Here is a 17,952-nt window from a genome sequence, read left to right as displayed (position 1 = left end):
AACCCCTGGTGCGGACATCCGTGCCGAGCCGCAGGTGGGGAGCGTCCGGGGAAGTTCCGTGCCGCACGCCGGGGTTCGGACGGATCGGGGGTACTCCGTCCGGGCGGGAAGCGCGCGGCCGGACCGGCTTCGGGGCCTCTGCGAGTCCGGCGATCTGGTGAAGCGGCGCGTTCACGGGTGCGACGTCACCCCTGTGCGGGCGCCCGGGGCCGGTCGTGGCCGTCACGCCCCGATGTGCATGAACACCCCCGAACTGCACCTCCCGGCCAGGATGTTCGGCCCGCACCTGGTGCGGAGCCGCATCCAGCGCGAGGGCGGGACCCCTGTCGGCCGAACGGGCCCGCCGGGGGGCATGCGGTCGTAGAACGCCCTGGCCACGGCCGGCGAGATGTCGTCGGCTGCCGTCATGTCGGCCCGCCACGTACAGGGGCAGCCGGCCCAGCAGGCCGATCGGGACCACCACGGCCGGGGCCCGGCGGGCGGCCCGGCACCCTTCGCGTGAGCGAGTGAGCGAGTGAGCCGGGTGGGACCGGCGGCCGTCCGTGGCCGCCGACGGGAAGCGACTCATCGGCGACAGCGGGGTGGCTGCCGCACACGGTCGCGGACCGTGCCGGCCTAACCCTCCCGGTCACCCGGCTCTCCCCCACCCCACGCCCGGTCCACGACCACTGCGCCCCCGCGCGGGAAATCCCGGGACATCGAGGCACGTCGCGGGAGATCCGGCAAGGTCGTCCGTCGCTACGCCCGTACCGGTTCCCCGTTCCCTTCCCACGGCCTGGCCAGGCCCGTCAGCGCCAGCGCCGCCGCCACCAGTGAGATCAGCATGATGAGCGCCATCGGCCGGGAACTGTCCTCCCCGAACACCCCCACCAGCGGTGCGGCCAGGGCGCCGAAGAGGAACTGGAGGCCGCCCAGGAGTGCCGAGGCGGCGCCCGGCGCCGTGCGGCCGACCGTCTGGCCGATGCTCATGGCGCTCGGGAAGACCAGGCCGATGCCCGCCGCGGTCAGGAACAGGGTGCTCCAGGTTCCCGCGAGGGTCTCGCCCGCGGTCAGCACCAGCAGGACCTGGGCGAGCGCGCCCAGCAGGGCGATCCCGACTCCGGCCGAGAGCATCGTGTTCAGGCGTGTGCCACGCCCCGCCAGGCGGGCGAAGGTCGCCCCGCCGGCCAGCATGGCGACGGCGTTGGTCGCGAAGATCAGGGAGTACGTCGTCGACGAGACCCCGTGGAGGTTCTCGAAGACGAAGCTGGAGCCACTGATGTAGGTGAACATCGCGGCCGACACGAGGGCGACGACCAGGACGTAGCCCATGAACGTCCGGCAGGCGAGCAGTGCGCCCATGGCCCGGAAGGTGCTGGCGAGTCCGCCGTCGTGGCGACGTTCGGGCGGCAGCGACTCGGGCACCGCCCGCACCACGGCGAGCAGGAGCAGTACGCCGAGCACGGCCAGCACGGCGAAGACGGTCCGCCAGGTGGACACGGCCAGGACGGCCCCGCCGAGCACCGGCGCCGCGACCGGTGCCACGCCGATCACCTGCGACAACACCGCGAAGTAGCGCGGCAGTTCGGGTCCGTGGAAGCGGTCGGTGAGGACCGCCCTGGCCAGTACCATGCCCGCCGCACCGGCCACCCCCTGCAGGAAGCGGGCGCCGGTCAGGACGGCGATGTTCGGAGCGAGGGCACAGGCGACGGAGAACAGGACGAACCCGCCCGTCCCGGCCGTCAGCAGCCGGCGCCGGCCGAGCCCGTCACTGAGCGGCCCGATGACCAGCTGACCGACGACGAGTCCGGCGAGGAACGCGGTCATCGTGAGCTGCACGGCCGAGCTGCTCGCTCCGAGCGCCTCCCCCAGCGCGGGAAAGCCGGGGACGTACATGTCCGTCGCGAGCGGGGCGACGGCGGTCAGCGCGCCGAGCACGGCGATCAGGGCGGTGGCCGTACCGCCCGACGGCGCTGGCCCGGTGGTGTCGGGGACGGCGTCGGAATCGTTGCGCGAGGATGACGGAGCTACCATGAAAATAAAGGTAACCGATAGTTCACCAGCTAACAAATATCCGGAACGAGAAGACGAGCCGCATGCCCACTCACACCTCCCCGTCCCCCTCCGCAGCCGACGTCGGTGCGCAGTGGTCCGCCCACAACCCCGGCCTGGACACCTCCCCCATGGAGCTGGTCGGCCTGCTCAAACACGCCACGGGCCTGCTCAACCGCGCCGTGGAACCCCTCTACGCGGGCGCCGCCCTCACCGCACCCGAGGTCGACATGCTGATCCCCCTGCGGCACGCGACCGGGCCGTTCATCGCCCGCAGCCTGGCCGAGCGGCTGGGGCTGTCCCGGGCGGGCGTCAGCAAGACCCTCGGAAAGCTGGAGAAACGCGGCTTCATCGCCCGCACTCCCAACCCGGCCGACCGGCGTGCCGCCCTGGTCACCATCACCGAGGCCGGAGCCAAGGCGGTCGACGACCTCTTCCCTCGGCAACTCGCCATCGAGATCGGCCTGTTGGCAGGCCTGGGAGAGGACCGCGGGCAGGTGACCACGGCGCTGCGCAGGCTGGTGGGGGCCATGGAGGCGCAGGTGGGGCACCTCTGATCCAACGCCGTCCCACCGAGCCCCGCGGCCGTGCGGTCCAGGTCCGAAGCGTCTCCCACCGGCGGATCGCCGAGGTGATCACCTCCCTCTCCCCGCCCTGGACCAGGCCGGCGCGCACACCCTGGCGGCCTACGCCGTAGCCGGTGCCGGTGCCGACGGCCTGTTCCTGCACGCGGAGGTCAGCGGCGGCTCCGTCGCTCGCCTCAGGCCTCGCGCGCCTTCTCCTCCGCGGCCGAGGCGGCCAGGACGGCCGCCAGCAGGCCGGGAAAGCGCTCCTCCATCTCGTCGGCGCGGAGCGTGTTCATCTTGGCCGTCCCGACGTAGTACTGGCGGATCACGCCGGCCTCGCGCAGCACGTTGAAGTGGTGGGTCAGCGTCGAGAGCGACACGGGCGCCTGGAACGTCCCGCAGGTCAGGTCCTCGCCCGCGCGGACCAGCTGCGTCACCACCAGACGTCGTACCGGATCCACCAGCGCCTCCAGCACCTGCTGGAGCGAGACCTCCGACAGCTCGGGGTGCTCCACTGTGCGTGCGGTGGTACGGGGGCGGGCCACGGTGGCTCCTCGGGGTGGCTTCGGGAACGTCACGTCATAGTACGACCGTCATCGAAACCACCGGCGAGCCCGAGATCATTCCCGCGAGCCGCGCGCCAGCGGTTCTTCGGCCTTCAGGAGCTGGAAATCCGCCATGTCGAAGCGATGCCCGTTGACCTGGAGCTGCACGGCGTGGGCGCCCGGATAGTAGACGCGGGTGGTGATGGGCCGGAACGAGTGGCTGCGCGTCACGTCGGCCGACTCTCCCGGGGCCAGCTCCCGCTTGGCGAGCTTGAACACCTTCGGCGCGAGCTTCCCGTTCGCCTTCAGGTGGTGGACGACGTAGTCGACGGCGAGGGACACCGGCCTGCCCGACACGTTGGTGATGCGCGCGGTGAAGACGAGGTCTCCGCCCATGGGGACATCGGTCTCCGCCAGCAGCGGACCCACCACCTTCAGGTCCTCGCCACCGCCGTGAAAACCGACCAGCTCCAGAGCGGCCGGCTCGCCCTTCTTCACGAGGGTGCGCATCGCGTGGCGCACCAGGGCGGAGGTGGTGGGCGCCGGGTTCCGCAGCCAGCGGGCGGCGGTCTCGGCGGCCAGTCCGGCGTCGAGTCGGGAGATGTCGTTGAGGTGGTTCGCCACCGAACGCCGCACCACCTCGGAGGCGTCCGCGTGCAGCCGGTCCAGCAGGGGCACCGTGACTCCGGGGTAACGGTTGAGCGCGGGCACCTGGCGGGCCCAGGGGAGTTTGGGGCGGCTGCCCTCGCTCGCCAGTCGGCGTACGGCCGGGTCCGGGGAGTCGGTCCAGGTCAGGGCCGTCGCCAGAGTGCGGTCCAGGTCCGCGTCGAGGAAGGTGCGGAGCGCGAACTCGCCGGTCAGGCGGGGCGTGAGCCGCGCCAGCAGCTCCAGGCCGTCGTCGAAGTGCCGGGCGGTGTCCGATGCGGTGGCAGCGGCGGCGACGGCTTCGGTGACCGGCCAGATCATCCAGCCCGTCAGGTCGGCACGGGTGAGGGCCTGTCGTACGGCCCGGGCCAGTTCCTCGTAGTCACGGCCGCAGTCGGCCAGGAGCGCGTCACCCACCGTCCGGGCCCGCTCGCTGAGGCCGAGCGGGCCGAGCAGTGCCGGGCTGTCCGCGACGGTCTCCCAGCGTGAGGTACCGGGTGCGGCCTCCTGGAGGATGACAGCCAGACGACGGATGCTGTCGGGACTGATCAGCTCGTCCGCGGTGGGCATGCGTCCTCCAAAAAGGATCTCGCTAGAGTGGAAGTGAGTTACTTCTAATTTAGCAGTAAGTGGGGAGGGTGTGATGCCGAGCCGGACCGGGCCGGCGGACCGTGAGTGTCCGCTGTCGGCCACGGTGCAGCATGCCGGCGAGTGGTGGACGCTGCTGATCCTCCATGACGCCTTCGACCGCTCCACGCGCTTCGACCGGTTCCAGCAGAGCCTGAAGATCTCCGCCGGCATGCTCACCGCCCGCCTGAAGACCCTGGTCGCCGACGGTCTGCTGGAGCGCCGGCCCTACCGGACGAACCCGGTCCGCCACGAGTACGTCCTCACCGAGCGCGGGCGCTCCCTGCGGCCCGTGATCGTCGCCCTGGCCGCCTGGGGCAACCAGCACCTCGCCGCGCAGGACCGCTCGATGATCCTCGTCGACGCCGAGACCGGCGAGGAGGCCGAAACGGTCCTGGTCGACGCGCGCACCGGCAGGAGCCTCGACGACAGCGAGGCGTACGTGTTCACCGCGGGTCCGGCCGCCGGCGGGGCGATGCGCGAGCGCTATGCGGAACTGGACCGGCGGTGCGGTGCGCGTGGCGCCGGCGGTGGAGCGGGTACGGCGTGAGCGCACGGCCGGGGCCGTCCGGAACCGTACAACTCCGTTGCCCCGGCCCGTGACGGTCGCTAGGGTCGGCCGGGTGACTGCCGGGTCGGCCATGGGCCATGCACGAGTGAGGTTCCCGGCCTCGGCGTGAGCCCGGGGCGGGCCAGAGGCCCGCCGTCTTCTCCGCGTCTTCGCCACCGGCGCCTGTGTGCCCGTATACGGCGCCCAGCCCCAGCAGATCACCAGACCGGAGACTCCCTTGTCCTTTGACCAGAAGCACCCGCATGACCAGATGCATGCGCACGATGCCGAGTCGTCGGCGGCCGCCGTCCAGCTGAACCACACGGCCGTCTACGCCAGTGACCGGTACCGGTCCGCCGCGTTCCTCGCCGGCGTCCTGGGCCTGCGGGTCGGCGCCCCGCTGGGGCCGTTCCTGCCCGTCGACCTCGGCAACGGCGTGACGCTCGACTACTACGAGAAGCGGGACGAGCCGATCCAGTCCCAGCACTACGCCTTCCTCGTGCCCGAGGAACGGTTCGACGGCATGATCGCCCGGCTGGAGGCGGACGGCGTCACCTACTACGCCGACCCCCACCACACCCGGCCCGGGGGCGTGAACGGCCTGTTCGGGGGCCGGGGCGCCTACTTCGAGGACCCGGACGGCCACAACATGGAGATCATGACCCGGCCGTACGTCCGCCCCTAGCGACCCGGCGGTGTGTCCGTCGCCGTCACCGCCTCCTACGACAGCGACAGCGACAGCGACAGCGACAGCGACGGACACACGCCAACTCGGGTCCCGAGGCCCGCCGTCAGAGGTTGATCATGTGTCCGGCGAGTCCGTGCAGGGCGTCCTGGACCGCTTCGCTCAGCGTCGGGTGGGCGTGGACGTTGCGGGCGAGTTCGGTCACCGTGAGGTCCCACTTCTGGGCCAGCGTCAGCTCGGGCAGCAGTTCGGTCACGTCCGGGCCGATCAGGTGGCCGCCGAGGAGTTCGCCGTAGCGGGCGTCGCTGACCAGTTTCACGAACCCGACCGTGTCGCCGAAGCCGTGGGCCTTGGCGTTGGCCATGAAGGGGAACTTCGCCACGCGGACGTCGAACCCCTCGGCGCGGGCCTCCGCCTCGGTCCAGCCGAAGCTGGCGATCTGCGGCTGGCAGAACGTGGCCCGCGGGATCATGCGGTAGTCCAGCTCCATCGTCTCCGCGCCGGCGATGCTCTCGGCGGCGACGATGCCCATCGCCTCGGCGGTGTGCGCCAGCATCAGCTTCGCCGTGACATCGCCGATGGCGTAGATGTGCGGCTGGCTGGTACGGCAGTACCCGTCGATGTCGATGGCACCGCGCTCGGTGAGCCGTACCCCGGTGGCGGCCAGTCCGTAGCCGGCCGTGCGCGGCTGGAAGCCGGTGGCCTGCAGGACCTTCTCCGCCTCCAGGACCTGTTCCGTGTCGCCCTGGCGGACGGTCACGCGGACGTTCTCCTCGGTCTCCTCGATGGCCTGAACGGCCGTCGAGGTCAGCACGCGGATGCCCTGCCGTTTGAAGCGCCGGGTGAGTTCGGCGGAGACCTCCTCGTCCTCCAGGGGCGCGATCCGGTCCAGGAACTCCACCAGCGTGACCTCGACGCCGTAGGACCGCAGCAGATAGGCGAACTCGATGCCGATGGCGCCGGCACCCGCGATGACCATGCTGGCGGGCAGGCTGTCGGAGAGGATCTGCTCCTCGTAGGTGACGACGCGCCGGCCCAGGGTGGTCCCGGGCAGCAGCTTCACGGTCGAGCCGGTCGCGATGATGCAGGAGCGGAAGGAGAGTGTCGTCTCGCCGTCCTGCATGCGCACCTGCAGGGTGTGGGGGTCCAGGAAGGTGCCCTGCCCCTCGAACTGCTCGATCTTGTTCTTGCGCATGAGAAAGCCGACGCCCTTGACCCGTCCGTCGGCCACCACCCGGCTGCGTTCGTAGGCAGCGCGGTAGTCCAGGCCCACCTCGCCGCTGATCTTCACGCCGAACTTCTCCGCGTCGTGCAGGATCAGCTGGGCCACCTCGGCGTTGCGCAGCAGCGCCTTCGCCGGGATACAGCCGATGTTCAGGCAGACACCGCCCCAGAACCGGCCCTCCACGATGGCGGTGCGCAGGCCCAGCTGGGCGGCCCGGATCGCGGCCACGTAGCCGCCCGGCCCGGCCCCCAGGACGACGACATCGAAGTCGGTTTGCATGGCTCCACCTCACCATTGGGTTGAGTCGGTCTGCTGACTCCACCGTCGCACGATCAGGCGGTGCCGTAGATGAGATCGAGCGGCCCGGACAGGGCGGCGCGCACCTTCCGGCTCGTCTCGTCGACCAGCACTTCGGGCTCGTCCCGGGCGAGGGCGTCCATGGTCTGCGCCGCCACTTCGGCCGGGTCGATCTTCGGGCCGGCGATCTCCGTGGTGGCATCGGTCTCCACGTAGCCGACGTGCACACCGACGACGAGTGTCCCCTGGTCCCGCAGGGCCAGTCGCAGCGCGTTGGTCAGCGACCACTGAGCGGACTTCGACGCCGCGTAGCTGGGGAACCGGCTGTTCGCCCGCCAGGAGGCCACGGACAGCATGTTCACCAGGGCTCCCCCGCCGTTGGCCGCGAGGACCGGCGCGAAGGCGCGGGAGACGGCCCAGGTGCCGAGATAGTTCACCTCCAGCTCCCGCCGGGCGCCGTCCAGGGAGCCGTTCTCCAGCAGGGGTGGCCCGCCCTGGATGCCCGCGTTGTTGATCACGATGGTCGCGTCGGACACCGTCCGTGCGGCGGCCGCGACCTGGTCGTGGTCGGTGACGTCGAGGCGCAACGGCTCCATTCCGGGCTCGGTGAAGTCCTCGGGCCGGCGGACGCCCGCGTACACCTTGGACGCGCCCCGGGCCAGCAGCGCACGCGAGAACGCCAGTCCGATCCCCCGGTTCGCTCCGGTCACCACCGCGACCGATCCCTCGATCTTCATGGCCGAACACCTCGTTTCGCAGCGGGAAACCCGTCATGACCAGTCAAAGCGCAGTGGGCATCGCTGTCCACGCGGCCCGTACGCGACCGGTCGCCGGCAAGCCGATGCCACACATCATCGCCATCATCGTCAGCTGAGTTTTCTCATGAGACTCGCTATCGTAAGGACATGAAACGGACGTCGTTCGCCAAGTGGCCGTGCTCCATCGCACGGACCGTCGATCTGCTGGGTGACCACTGGACGCCGCTGGTGGTGCGGGAAGCGTTCTACGGGATCCGTCGCTTCGACGAGTTCCAGCAGGAACTGGGCATCGCCCGCAACACGTTGACCGACCGGCTGCGCCACCTGGTCGACGAGCGGATCCTGGAGAAGCGGCTGTACGAGGCCGAGCCGCCGCGCTACGACTACGTCCTCACGGAGAAGGGGCGGGACCTGTTCGCCGTGCTCGCCGCGATGTCCGCGTGGGGCGACCGCTGGCTGGCCGGGGAGCGGGGGGTGCCCGTGGTGTTCCATCACGACGCCTGCGACCACGACACCGCGGCGGAGGTGGTCTGCGCCCAGTGCCGGACACCGCTGCGGGCCGAGGAGACCTCGATGCGGATGGGGCCCGGCTATCCCGAGCGGCTCAGGCAGCGGCCGGACATACGACGGCGGTTCGGCACCGACTGAGCACGGCGCTCCCCCTTGACAGGCAGAGTCTCATAACGCAACTCTTGAGGTCAGATCCTTGACGGCGAGGAGGCCGACGACCTTGGAGTGGACGGGCGCACGCTACGCGGACAAACCCACGGTCGAGGTGCGGACCTGGATCGACGCCCCACCGGAGAAGGTGTGGGCCCTGGTCAGCGACGTCGAACTGATGCCGGACATGAGCGAGGAACTCCGGTCCGTCGCCTGGCTGGACGGCGCGGCCGGTCCTGCGGTGGGCGCCCGGTTCGTCGGTCGCAGCGAGCACGAGGCGTTCGGCACGTGGGAGACCACCTCCCACGTGATCGAGTGCGAACCGTCGTCGGTGCTCGCCTGGGCCGTGCAGGACCCCGCCGAACCCTCCGCGGTCTGGCGGTTCCGGCTGCGCTCCGACAAGGGCGGGACCGAACTGTCGCAGTGGATGCAGCTGGGGCCGGGGCGTTCGGGGCTGTCGGTGGCGATCGACCGGATGCCCGACAGGGAACAGAAGATCGTGTTCGTACGGCTGCGGGAGTTCGAGCGCGGCATCACGGCCACCCTCGCGCAGATCAAGCAGCGGGCGGAGGCGTGATGCGGACGGCCACCACGATCGAGGCCTCGGGCGGCGAACACTGGTCCCGGACGGGCGACTTCGTCGTCGAGGCGGAGAAGCTGGGCCTGGACATCTGCTGGGTCGCCGAGGCCTGGGGCTCCGACGCGCCCTCCGCGCTCGGGTACTACGCGGCCCTCACCGACCGGATGCTGCTCGGCTCCGGTGTCATGCAACTGGGCACCCGGACCCCGACAGCCGTGGCCCAGACGGCCATCACCCTTTCCAACCTGTCCGGCGGGCGCTTCCTGCTGGGCCTCGGCGCCTCCGGCCCGCAGGTGATCGAGGGACTGCACGGCGTGCCCTTCGCCCGGCCGCTGCGGCGCATGCGGGAGACGGTGGAGATCGTCCGGCGGGTACTCGACGGCGGCCGACTCGCCTACTCCGGCGCCGAGTTCAACGTCCCGCTGCCCGGCGGCGAAGCCGTTCCGATGCGGCTGTCGATGCGTGCCGAGCACGAGATCCCGATCTATCTCGCCGCCCTGTCCCCGGCCATGCTGCGACTGACCGGCGAGGTCGCCGACGGCTGGCTGGGCACCAGCTTCGTACCCGAGGGCGCGGCCGACGCCTACTTCGCCCACCTCGACGAGGGCCTGGCCCGCAGCGGTCGTACCCGCGCGGACCTGGACGTCTGCCAGGGCGCCGAGGTCGCCTTCGCGCCCGACGAGGAGGCGCTCGGCACGATGGTCGCCGGCCGCAAGAAGGAACTCGCCTTCAGCCTGGGCGGCATGGGGTCGGCGTCCACCAACTTCTACAACGGCGCCTACAGCCGCCAGGGCTGGGCCGAGGTCGCCGCCGAGGTCCACGAGCGCTGGCAGGCGGGTGACCGGGACGGCGCGGCCGCCCTGGTGACCGACGAGATGGTGCTCGGTACGACGCTGATCGGCACGGAGGCCATGGTGCGCGAGCGGCTGGCCGTCTGGCGCGACGCCGGCGTCGACACGGTCCGTCTCTATCCGGCCGGGGCGACCCTGGAGGACCGGCTCTCCACCCTGGGCAGGGCGATCGAGCTGGTCCACGAAGTCGGCGGGGCCGTCTGAGCCGACGGTGCCGTCCGGCGCCGGCCCGACGACGCCCAGCACAGGGAGGCTGCGCCGCTCCGCCATCAAGGGCGCCCTGTAAGGCAGTTGACCGATCCTCGCCGCACCGTCGGAGGTCCTCGCATCGAGGGCCTCCGACTGTCGTGTCCCCCGTTCTGAATGTATTCCCAGAGCCCCTCGGCCGATATACCGCGCGCATTCCAGGATTCTAAGGAAAACGACAGGAAATTCGCGCCCGCCGTCGAGCTGGGCCGATGAGATGTTTTCGCCGCGTGCAATCTTAGATCTCGCGTCACCTCTGTTGACGGTCTCTCACCCCGATGCAACGCTCACGGCGCGTCGGCGCAGCAATGCGTGTTCTTTTTTCCGGCGCCCGCTCGACCGCCCGCTCGACCCGCATTTTCTCGCCATATAGCGAGGGGTCCCATCCGTGCGGTCAATTGATTTCAGCCGGAGGGGAGAAACTTTGACGCCACCCACCCCAAGGCGTACCCCCACCGCCGTACCCACGCCGTCGTACCTCCACCGCCGTACCTCCACCGATGAAGGAGTTTGTCTTGGTAACCAGGCGCACGCTCATCGCCGGCTCCGCCGGGATCGGCACCGTGGCCGCACTCGGCGGCACCGCCGTCGCGGCCGCCTCCCCGGACCCGGCGAATCCGGTGTCAGAGGCCGGGCACATCGTCGGCGCCACCGCGATCACCAGGGTCTACGGCGTAGGGCAGAAGCTCATCGCGGTGGCGGTCGAGTACGACCGTGCCATCGCCGGCTCCTCGCTGTCAGCCTCGGCGTTCGCGGTCACCGACCGCACGGTCACGAGGGTCTACGCCAACACCTCCGCCGCGCTCGCCGAGCGGGGCAGGGACGGCCGCCATGTCATCGTGGAGCTCTCCCCCGACGACAGGGCGGCCCTGCTGTGGGGCAAGGACGCGGTCGGCGCGTCGAGCAGCCCGGCCCCGGCCCCCAGCGGGTCGGGCGGCGCGGGCGGCCCCGGTGGCGGCGGTCCGACGGCCGGCGACACGACCCCTGGCGGCCCCATCGTCCCGGCGAAGGCCACCGTCACCCAGACCGGCACGGTCACCACGACCCATGGCAGGTCCTACGCGCCGAGCGGCACGGCGGTGGCCACGAGTGCGGTGGTGAACCCGATCGTCGACGACTTCGAGCAGTTCACCTTCGACGACCCGGAGACCGGCAGGTCGCTCAAGTACAACCTCTTCACGCCCAAGGGCTACGACCCGCGCAGGAAGTACCCGTTGGTGCTGTTCATGCACGATGCCGGCGTCGTCAACGTCGACACCGTCGGCCCCCTGGTCCAGGGGCTCGGCGCGGTGTGCTGGGCGAGCCCCGAGGCCCAGGCCCGGCACGAGTCGTTCGTGCTGGCGCCCGAGTACGGCGAGGTCGTCATCGACGACACCTATCAGCCGACCTCGCTCTTCGAGACCACCGTGCATCTCGTCGAGTCGGTGTCGGAGCAGTACAGCATCGACACGAAGCGGCGGTACACCACCGGACAGTCAATGGGCGCGATGCTGTCGCTCGGGCTGAACATCCGCTACCCGGACCTGTTCGCGGCCGCCTACATCGTCGCCGGGCAGTGGCCGGACAGCCAGGCCGCTCCGCTGGCGGAGAAGAAGCTGTGGATCGTCGTCTCGCAGGACGACGACAAGGCCTTCCCCGGCGAGAACGCCATCACCTCGGTCATCCAGGCGGAGGGCACCAGGGTCGGCACGGCGGTGTGGGACGCGGGCTCCACGGCCGCGCAGTTCGCGGCGGACGTACGCAACCTGGAGAAGCAGCGGGCGACCGTGAACTACGCGACCTTCCAGACCGGCACAGTCACCGGCACCACCGGCGCCACGAGCGCGCACATGGGCACCTGGCAGATCGCCTACTCCATCCCCGGAATCCGTGACTGGATCATGAAACAGTCCCTGTGATCCGACGAACGGGGTGCCCGCCGGCATACGGCCGGCGGGCACCCCGTTGTTTTCCGGCGCCGGGAATTCCCGGTCGGCGGCCGGGCGGCCGGACCGACAGAAATGAGCGAGCGACGAAACGACCGGCCGCGTGATGTGCCACGCGCATCGCGATCGGCATGATGTGCCACGCGCATCGAAATCGGCCCGGATATTCATCCGGAACGCCATCAGCCGTCGGACGGGGACGCATCTGGCGATAGGGGGGCACCTCCCCGGGACCAGTTGCTCAGGACTCCGCGGCGGTCGTGCGTACGCCGTTCAGCATGGCGGTCAGGATACGGGTCAGCCGGGGTTCGACGTCGACCACCGCGTGCGCCAACTCGGGGTGACTTTCGTAGAGTTCACGGAGACCGGTGCCGGGTGCGGCCATCTGCCAGAGCGCCCCGGCCATGCCCGTGGCCGTGGCGACCACGTCCACGGCCGCGCCCTCGCCGATCCCGAGCAGGCCGCGCAGCACGGCGGTGACGGAGGCGACCTCGGCGAGCGCGATCGTCTTGAACTCGTAGGCGGAGTCGAGCGACACGTTGCGCTCCAGGTTCAGCGGCGCCTGGGCGAGCAGGTCGCAGAAGAAGGGCCGTGCCACGAGCGAGCGGGCGACGGCCGCCGCGATCTCGTCATGGCCGGCGCCGGTGAGCTCGGCCAGCCGCGCGCGCAGCGCCGCCGACCACTCCTGCCAGCCCTCGCCGGTGAGCGTCAGGAAGATCTGCTCCCGCGTCTCGAAGTACCGCAGCATCGCGGATTTGTGCATGCCGACGGCGGCGGCGATGTCGGTCAGCGTGACCTCACGCACGCTGCGCCCGGTGGCGAGCGACCGGGCGGCGTCGAGGATCTCCCGTTCACGCTGCTGCTTGGCCGCCGCACTGCGGGCGCGCTGGGGGCGAATCGAACTCACGAGCGGAAGAGTAGCACAACTCGGTTGCATTAACAGGTGCGTCAACAGCGCGCCCGTGATCCGCCCTTGACCGTGGGCCGGTCCGCCAACACCGATCGCCCCGCCCGCCGTTATAGGACACGCAGGAAGCCTGTCGCAGATCTCTCGCGGAATTGTCCGTGATCGGTAACGGATGGATCCGGTGCCCGCCGCCTTCCGTCTGGACGGGTGCACGAGATCAACGGAACGACAAGGATCGGGGCGGACGATGGCGCGGCGCGGCGGACGAGGTTGGTACGGCCAGGTGGCCGCGGCGGCGATGGGGGTCACGGCGGTGGCCGTCGCCGCCTCGCTGTGGACCTCGCCGTCCGGTCCCGTCGACGGGAGTGCGGGAGCCGGGGCTTCGGCGCACCCCGCGGCACCCGGCGCCGGCCGGAAGGCGGCCGCGGTGTCGGTGGAGATCGCGCACGCCTCGGACCGGGGCGCCCGGGGCGTGAACATCACCATCGACGACGGCCCGGACCCGGTCTGGACCCCGCGGGTGCTCCAGGTGCTCGAGGAGTACGGCGTGAAGGCCACGTTCTGCATGATCGGCCCGCAGGCGCAGGCGCATCCGGACCTGGTGCGGGCGGTGGTGGCGGCCGGGCACCGGCTGTGCGACCACACGGTGTCGCACGACGTCACCATGGACAAGAAGTCCGAGGCCTACCAGTCCCGGCAGATCCTCGACGCGGAACGCATGATCACCGAGGCGTCGGGGGGTGTACGGCCGCTCTACTACCGCGCCCCGGGCGGCGCCTTCACCCCGTACAGCAGGAAGCTCGCCGCCTCCCACGGTATGCGCCCGCTCGGCTGGAACGTCGACTCGAAGGACTTCGAACGGCCTGGCACGTCCTCGATCGTCGCCACCGTCAAGGACGAGATGCCCAACGGGCCGACCATCCTCTTCCACGACGCCGGCGGCGACCGCTCCGAGACCGTGGCCGCCCTGCGCGAGGTGCTGCCCTGGCTCAGGGGACAGGGGTATGCGTTCGGCTTCCCGGTGCGGTGAGCCGGGCCGCGCCGGCCCTGGGGCACCGAGCCCCGATCGGGCATTGACCGCCCCACAGGAGTGCCGACCAGGACCGGACGTCGTACCGTCCCGGTATATGTTGCGGACCGCCGGGCGGTGGCCGCATATGGGTGGTGTGCGCGGTGCGGCGGCGGGGCCGGCTGCCCTGGGCCAGCGGGAGGTGTACATGTCGGGGCGGGCACCGCGCTGGGTGACGTGGTTGCGCGACCGGGACCCGGACCTCGCGGCGACCCGGCGGGCCGGGCGTACCGCACTGGTGATGCCCGCCCTGTTCGCCCTGTGCGGCGAGGTCTTCCACAACCCGACGATGGCGAGCTTCGCCGCGTTCGGGACCTTCTCGATGCTGCTGCTGGTCGACTACTCCGGTCCGATGGTGGAGCGGCTGCAGGCGCAGGCGGCTCTCGCGGTGGCGTGGCTGGCGCTGATCTGCGTCGGCACGCTGGCCGCGGCCGACATCCGGCTCGCCGTGGCGGCCACGGTCGTGGTCGGCTTCGTGATCCTCTTCGCCGGTGTGGTCAGCTCGGTCCTGGCCGGCAGCTCGACGGCGCTCCTGCTGGCGTTCGTGCTGCCGGTGACCGCGCCGGTACCGCTGTCCCAGCTGCCCGACCGTCTCGCGGGCGCGGGCCTGGCGGCGGCGGTGGCACTGCCGGCCGTCGCCCTGATGTGGCCGCGCCCCGTCGCCGATCCGCTCAGCGCCCCGGCGGCCGCCGTCTGCCGGGCCGCCGCCGGATATCTGCGCACCCGTGCCTCCGCGCCGGCGCCGGACGGATCGGTGCCCTTCGCCGACCAGTGCAGAGCGGCGGCGGAGCTCACCTCCCGTACCGGCGCGGACCTGCGGGCAGCCTTCGACGCCACGCCTTATCGCCCCACCGGCCTGTCCGCGACCTCACGTGCCCTGGTCCGGCTGGTCGACGAACTCACCTGGCTGTGTGCCGTCCTCGTGGACCGGTCCGACTACACCGACGAGCCCCCCGGCTGTGATCCGGCCGCGCACGGCGTGCGCGGCGCCGCCGCCCATGTCCTGGAGGCGGCCTGCGACCTGCTCAGGGACCTGACCGGCGACACCCGCCCGCTGCGGGCCCGCGCCGAGGAGCTGCGGGCGGCACTGACCGGGATGGAGCACAGTTCCACCGTCCGGGTGCCCGCCGAACACCCGGGTGGGAACAGCACGGCGGAGATCTACGGGTTCATCGCCGCGCTCGACGTGTCCTTCCGCGCCCAGGAGCTCGGCTTCGCCGTGCTGCAGATCGCCGACAACGTGGACATGGCTGCCACCGCCTGGCAGCGCAGCTGGCCCGAGCGGCTGCTCGGCCGTGACCCGGGCGCGCTCGCCGCGCCGCTGGCCTCCGCACGGGAACGGGCCGCCGCCCATCTCAGAGCCGACTCGGTGTGGCTGCACAACAGTCTGCGCGGCGGCGTCGGCCTCGGCATCGCCGTGTTCCTGGCCGGGGCGACCGGCGTGGGGCACTCCTTCTGGGTCCTGCTGGGCACCCTGTCCGTGCTGCGCTCCAACGCGCTCAGCACCGGTCAGAACGCCGCCCGCGCCGTCCTCGGCACGGTGGCGGGCTCCGTCGTCGGCGCCGGGCTGCTGCATCTGATCGGCCATCACGGCACCGCGCTGTGGTTCGTGCTCCCGGTGGCCATCCTGTGCGCCGGAATCGCGCCCGCCGCCATCTCCTTCGCCGCCGGGCAGGCCGCGTTCACCGTCACGCTCGTGGTGCTGTTCAACATCGGCCACGACCCCAACTGGCATGTCGCCCTGCTGCGTGTCCAGGACATCGCCCTGGGGTGTGCGGTCAGCGTCGTCGTCGCCGTGTTCTTCTGGCCGCGCGGCGCCCAGGCCGCCGTCCACAAGGCACTCGCCCAGGCGTACGACGACAGCGCCCGCTACCTCGGCGGCGCCGTCGACTACGCCCTCGGCCACCGCCACCCCGCCGACCCGGACCCGCAGAGCCGCGAGGCAGCCGCCTCCGCCCGCCGTCTCGACGACGCGTTCCGCAGCTTCCTGGCCGAACGCGGCGCCAAACCGCTGTCGCTGGCCTGCACGACCACCCTCGTCTCGGGAGTCGTCGGGCTGCGCCTGGCCGCCGACGCCGTCGTCTCCCTGTGGCAGGGTGAGGACCTGGCGCGCGTCCAGGCCGTGCGGGCCGACGCCCACTCCGCCGTCCTCGGGTCGGCGGCCCTCGTCACCGGCTGGTACCACGGGCTCGCGGCCAGCCTCGGCGACCACTCCCCCGTCCCCGACGTCGTCCCGCTGCACCCCGAGGGTGCCGCGCGGCTGGTGGAGTCCGTCCGCACCGAACTCAGCGACGGTCAGGGCCGGGCCACCCCGGTGGCGGTCCGGATCATCTGGACCGACGACCACGTCGACGCCGCCCGCCGCCTCCAGCCGGGCCTCGCGGACGCGGCGAAGGCCCGGGTGGGGGCACACCACGGCCGACTGCGGAAGAGACCCGCCGGCTGACCACGGCGAGGCCCGCACCGGCGGTCCGGGCAACGGCGACACCGTCCTGCGCCACGGCTCCGACTGTGCCTCGGCCCCGGGCACACCTGGGCAGGGCACGGGGCCCGAGGACGTGGCGTCGTCTCCCGCTACGCGGTGGCGCGCTCGGTGCCTGTGAGGCGTGCGGTCAGGAACTGTCCGGCCCTGTCCAGCGCGGCGCCCGCTTCGTCGAGCAGCGGCTCATAGGCCTGGAAGACATGTGGCACGCCCGGGGTGATCTCCAGGGTGACCTCCACGTCCGCGGCGGCGGCCTGCTGGGCGAGGCGTACCGCGTCGTCGAGGAGGACCTCGTGGGTTCCCGCCTGGATGATCAGGGGCGGCAGGCCGGCGAGGTCCGCGAAGAGGGGGCTGATCAGGGCCAGTGCGGGGTCCTGTCCCGCCGTGTAGTCGGTGACCCGGGGTTCGAGGAGTTCGCGGCTGAGCAGCGGGTCGGCCGCTCGCCTGGTTTCCATCGTCGTCCCGGCCAGGGTGAGGTCGACGTACGGTGACATGACGTAGGCCGCGGCCGGCAGGGGCAGCCCGTGGTCGCGGGCGTTGACCAGGGTGGCGACGACGAGGCCGCCGCCCGCGGACTCGCCCGCGAAGACGATGTCCGAGGGGGCGACGCCGTCACCCAGGAGAGCTTCGTAGGCTGCCAGCGCGTCGTCCACCGCCCCCGGGTACGGATGCTCGGGGGCGAGCCGGTAGTCGACGGAGAAGACCCTGGCGCCGGTCCGCCGGCCGACCTGCGCGGCCAGGCCGGCCGCGCTGATGGCGTCCCCGAGCACGTAGACGCCGCCGTGGAAGTACAGGACGACGTGCCGAGGTTCGACCCCGTCGACCGTGATCTCGGTGGTGGGGACACCGCCCAGGGTGGTCGGCTTCGCGGTCACATCGGCGGGCAGCGGCTGCGCCGACGTCAACTCGCGCAGCAGGCGCCGCTGTTCGCTGACATCACTGTCGACGGGGAAGGCGGACTGGCGCAGGATCGCGTCGAGGGTCTGTTGCTGCTCGGTGCTCACGGAGCGTATCCCTTCGGTGGCGGGTGGTCGGGTCGCGCGCTCTGGTCGTCCGGCCCGGGCCTGGGCCGGACTCTGCGGACTTCGAGGAGTTCCAGGCCCAGGGCCTCGATCCCGGAGAGGACGCCGAAGAGCGCCGCGGCGTCGGGCAGCAGCCCGGTGAGCACGGTTTCGGCGCCCTGCTGCTCCGGCACCAACGCCGGGAACGCCGTCAGCAGGGTGGGGCCGAGGTGGCCGTCGACCCGGATCTGGTACAGGACGGGGTCATCACCCATGCGCTCATGGTCTCAGCGGTCAGGTGA

Annotated in this window: 17 protein-coding genes; 9 read left to right on the top strand and 8 right to left on the bottom strand. The window is 71.5% G+C overall.

The window, feature by feature from the left end; genetic code table 11:
- Positions 1 to 738: 738 nt before the first annotated feature.
- A complete protein-coding gene (locus tag ACZ5K7_RS27495) occupies positions 739 to 2,013 on the bottom strand; it encodes a multidrug effflux MFS transporter (protein ID WP_468917205.1) in 1,275 nt (424 codons plus the stop codon).
- Between the two features lie 62 nt (positions 2,014 to 2,075).
- Here ACZ5K7_RS27495 and ACZ5K7_RS27490 point away from each other — a divergent pair, with 62 nt between their 5' ends.
- The gene (locus ACZ5K7_RS27490; RefSeq protein ID WP_351696419.1) at positions 2,076 to 2,588 is read left to right on the top strand and encodes a MarR family winged helix-turn-helix transcriptional regulator; all 513 of its coding nucleotides are present in this window, start codon (positions 2,076 to 2,078) and stop codon (positions 2,586 to 2,588) included.
- Between the two features lie 203 nt (positions 2,589 to 2,791).
- On the opposite strand, the gene ACZ5K7_RS27485 is transcribed toward ACZ5K7_RS27490, so the two are convergent.
- Both ACZ5K7_RS27485 and ACZ5K7_RS27480 read right to left on the bottom strand, forming a co-directional pair.
- On the bottom strand, positions 2,792 to 3,142 hold the full coding sequence (locus tag ACZ5K7_RS27485; protein ID WP_351696421.1) for an ArsR/SmtB family transcription factor: 351 nt from the start codon (positions 3,140 to 3,142) through the stop codon (positions 2,792 to 2,794).
- Positions 3,143 to 3,217: 75 nt separating this feature from the next.
- Positions 3,218 to 4,357, bottom strand: a complete 1,140-nt coding sequence (locus ACZ5K7_RS27480) for a DNA alkylation repair protein (RefSeq protein ID WP_468917200.1) — start codon at positions 4,355 to 4,357, stop codon at positions 3,218 to 3,220.
- A gap of 73 nt (positions 4,358 to 4,430) precedes the next feature.
- On the opposite strand from ACZ5K7_RS27480, the gene ACZ5K7_RS27475 reads away from it, so the two are divergent.
- Both ACZ5K7_RS27475 and ACZ5K7_RS27470 read left to right on the top strand, forming a co-directional pair.
- Positions 4,431 to 4,964, top strand: coding sequence for a winged helix-turn-helix transcriptional regulator (locus ACZ5K7_RS27475; protein ID WP_468917197.1), 534 nt, complete (start codon positions 4,431 to 4,433; stop codon positions 4,962 to 4,964).
- A 271-nt stretch (positions 4,965 to 5,235) separates the two neighbouring features.
- Positions 5,236 to 5,649, top strand: a complete 414-nt coding sequence (locus ACZ5K7_RS27470) for a VOC family protein (protein ID WP_468917194.1) — start codon at positions 5,236 to 5,238, stop codon at positions 5,647 to 5,649.
- A 106-nt stretch (positions 5,650 to 5,755) separates the two neighbouring features.
- Here ACZ5K7_RS27470 and lpdA read toward each other — a convergent pair whose 3' ends face one another.
- Positions 5,756 to 7,153, bottom strand: coding sequence for a dihydrolipoyl dehydrogenase (lpdA, locus tag ACZ5K7_RS27465; RefSeq protein ID WP_351696431.1), 1,398 nt, complete (start codon positions 7,151 to 7,153; stop codon positions 5,756 to 5,758).
- Between the two features lie 53 nt (positions 7,154 to 7,206).
- Positions 7,207 to 7,908, bottom strand: coding sequence for an SDR family oxidoreductase (locus ACZ5K7_RS27460; RefSeq protein ID WP_468917191.1), 702 nt, complete (start codon positions 7,906 to 7,908; stop codon positions 7,207 to 7,209).
- A gap of 168 nt (positions 7,909 to 8,076) precedes the next feature.
- On the opposite strand from ACZ5K7_RS27460, the gene ACZ5K7_RS27455 reads away from it, so the two are divergent.
- The 4 genes from ACZ5K7_RS27455 (at position 8,077) to ACZ5K7_RS27440 (ending at position 12,164) form a co-directional block, all read left to right on the top strand.
- Positions 8,077 to 8,577 (top strand): winged helix-turn-helix transcriptional regulator, encoded by a 501-nt coding sequence (locus ACZ5K7_RS27455; RefSeq protein WP_351696435.1) that lies wholly within the window; start codon positions 8,077 to 8,079, stop codon positions 8,575 to 8,577.
- Between the two features lie 82 nt (positions 8,578 to 8,659).
- Positions 8,660 to 9,166, top strand: coding sequence for an SRPBCC family protein (locus tag ACZ5K7_RS27450; protein ID WP_468917188.1), 507 nt, complete (start codon positions 8,660 to 8,662; stop codon positions 9,164 to 9,166).
- Positions 9,166 to 10,224 carry an LLM class flavin-dependent oxidoreductase gene (locus tag ACZ5K7_RS27445; protein ID WP_468917185.1) on the top strand — a complete coding sequence of 353 codons (1,059 nt, stop codon included), beginning with the start codon at positions 9,166 to 9,168 and terminating at the stop codon, positions 10,222 to 10,224. The genes ACZ5K7_RS27450 and ACZ5K7_RS27445 overlap by 1 nt, the downstream gene beginning before the upstream one ends.
- Before the next feature lie 557 nt (positions 10,225 to 10,781).
- The gene (locus tag ACZ5K7_RS27440; protein ID WP_468917182.1) at positions 10,782 to 12,164 is read left to right on the top strand and encodes an alpha/beta hydrolase-fold protein; all 1,383 of its coding nucleotides are present in this window, start codon (positions 10,782 to 10,784) and stop codon (positions 12,162 to 12,164) included.
- A gap of 268 nt (positions 12,165 to 12,432) precedes the next feature.
- Here the strand turns inward: ACZ5K7_RS27440 and ACZ5K7_RS27435 are convergent, their stop codons facing one another.
- Positions 12,433 to 13,098, bottom strand: a complete 666-nt coding sequence (locus ACZ5K7_RS27435) for a TetR/AcrR family transcriptional regulator (RefSeq protein ID WP_468917179.1) — start codon at positions 13,096 to 13,098, stop codon at positions 12,433 to 12,435.
- A gap of 247 nt (positions 13,099 to 13,345) precedes the next feature.
- On the opposite strand from ACZ5K7_RS27435, the gene ACZ5K7_RS27430 reads away from it, so the two are divergent.
- Both ACZ5K7_RS27430 and ACZ5K7_RS27425 read left to right on the top strand, forming a co-directional pair.
- Positions 13,346 to 14,128 carry a polysaccharide deacetylase family protein gene (locus tag ACZ5K7_RS27430; protein ID WP_351696445.1) on the top strand — a complete coding sequence of 261 codons (783 nt, stop codon included), beginning with the start codon at positions 13,346 to 13,348 and terminating at the stop codon, positions 14,126 to 14,128.
- 187 nt (positions 14,129 to 14,315) lie between these two features.
- Complete coding sequence (locus ACZ5K7_RS27425; protein WP_468917176.1) at positions 14,316 to 16,613, top strand: FUSC family protein; 2,298 nt, start codon at positions 14,316 to 14,318, stop codon at positions 16,611 to 16,613.
- 128 nt (positions 16,614 to 16,741) lie between these two features.
- Here the strand turns inward: ACZ5K7_RS27425 and ACZ5K7_RS27420 are convergent, their stop codons facing one another.
- Both ACZ5K7_RS27420 and ACZ5K7_RS27415 read right to left on the bottom strand, forming a co-directional pair.
- The gene (locus tag ACZ5K7_RS27420; protein WP_468917174.1) at positions 16,742 to 17,653 is read right to left on the bottom strand and encodes an alpha/beta hydrolase; all 912 of its coding nucleotides are present in this window, start codon (positions 17,651 to 17,653) and stop codon (positions 16,742 to 16,744) included.
- Positions 17,650 to 17,925 carry a hypothetical protein gene (locus ACZ5K7_RS27415; protein ID WP_351696451.1) on the bottom strand — a complete coding sequence of 92 codons (276 nt, stop codon included), beginning with the start codon at positions 17,923 to 17,925 and terminating at the stop codon, positions 17,650 to 17,652. The genes ACZ5K7_RS27420 and ACZ5K7_RS27415 overlap by 4 nt, the downstream gene beginning before the upstream one ends.
- Positions 17,926 to 17,952 lie beyond the last annotated feature (27 nt).

The organism is Streptomyces sp. NPDC031497, from assembly GCF_055580905.1.
This window is presented reverse-complemented; position numbering and strand designations above follow the sequence as displayed.

Bases quoted from the DNA above. Each gene is read 5' to 3' on its own strand.
- lpdA (WP_351696431.1), bottom strand. From the start codon at position 7,153: ATGCAAACCGACTTCGATGTCGTCGTCCTGGGGGCCGGGCCGGGCGGC.
- ACZ5K7_RS27480 (WP_468917200.1), bottom strand. From the start codon at position 4,357: ATGCCCACCGCGGACGAGCTGATCAGTCCCGACAGCATCCGTCGTCTG.
- ACZ5K7_RS27425 (WP_468917176.1), top strand. From the start codon at position 14,316: ATGTCGGGGCGGGCACCGCGCTGGGTGACGTGGTTGCGCGACCGGGAC.
- ACZ5K7_RS27495 (WP_468917205.1), bottom strand. From the start codon at position 2,013: ATGGTAGCTCCGTCATCCTCGCGCAACGATTCCGACGCCGTCCCCGAC.
- ACZ5K7_RS27455 (WP_351696435.1), top strand. From the start codon at position 8,077: ATGAAACGGACGTCGTTCGCCAAGTGGCCGTGCTCCATCGCACGGACC.
- ACZ5K7_RS27415 (WP_351696451.1), bottom strand. From the start codon at position 17,925: ATGGGTGATGACCCCGTCCTGTACCAGATCCGGGTCGACGGCCACCTC.
- ACZ5K7_RS27430 (WP_351696445.1), top strand. From the start codon at position 13,346: ATGGCGCGGCGCGGCGGACGAGGTTGGTACGGCCAGGTGGCCGCGGCG.
- ACZ5K7_RS27460 (WP_468917191.1), bottom strand. From the start codon at position 7,908: ATGAAGATCGAGGGATCGGTCGCGGTGGTGACCGGAGCGAACCGGGGG.
- ACZ5K7_RS27470 (WP_468917194.1), top strand. From the start codon at position 5,236: ATGCATGCGCACGATGCCGAGTCGTCGGCGGCCGCCGTCCAGCTGAAC.
- ACZ5K7_RS27475 (WP_468917197.1), top strand. From the start codon at position 4,431: ATGCCGAGCCGGACCGGGCCGGCGGACCGTGAGTGTCCGCTGTCGGCC.
- ACZ5K7_RS27445 (WP_468917185.1), top strand. From the start codon at position 9,166: ATGCGGACGGCCACCACGATCGAGGCCTCGGGCGGCGAACACTGGTCC.
- ACZ5K7_RS27490 (WP_351696419.1), top strand. From the start codon at position 2,076: ATGCCCACTCACACCTCCCCGTCCCCCTCCGCAGCCGACGTCGGTGCG.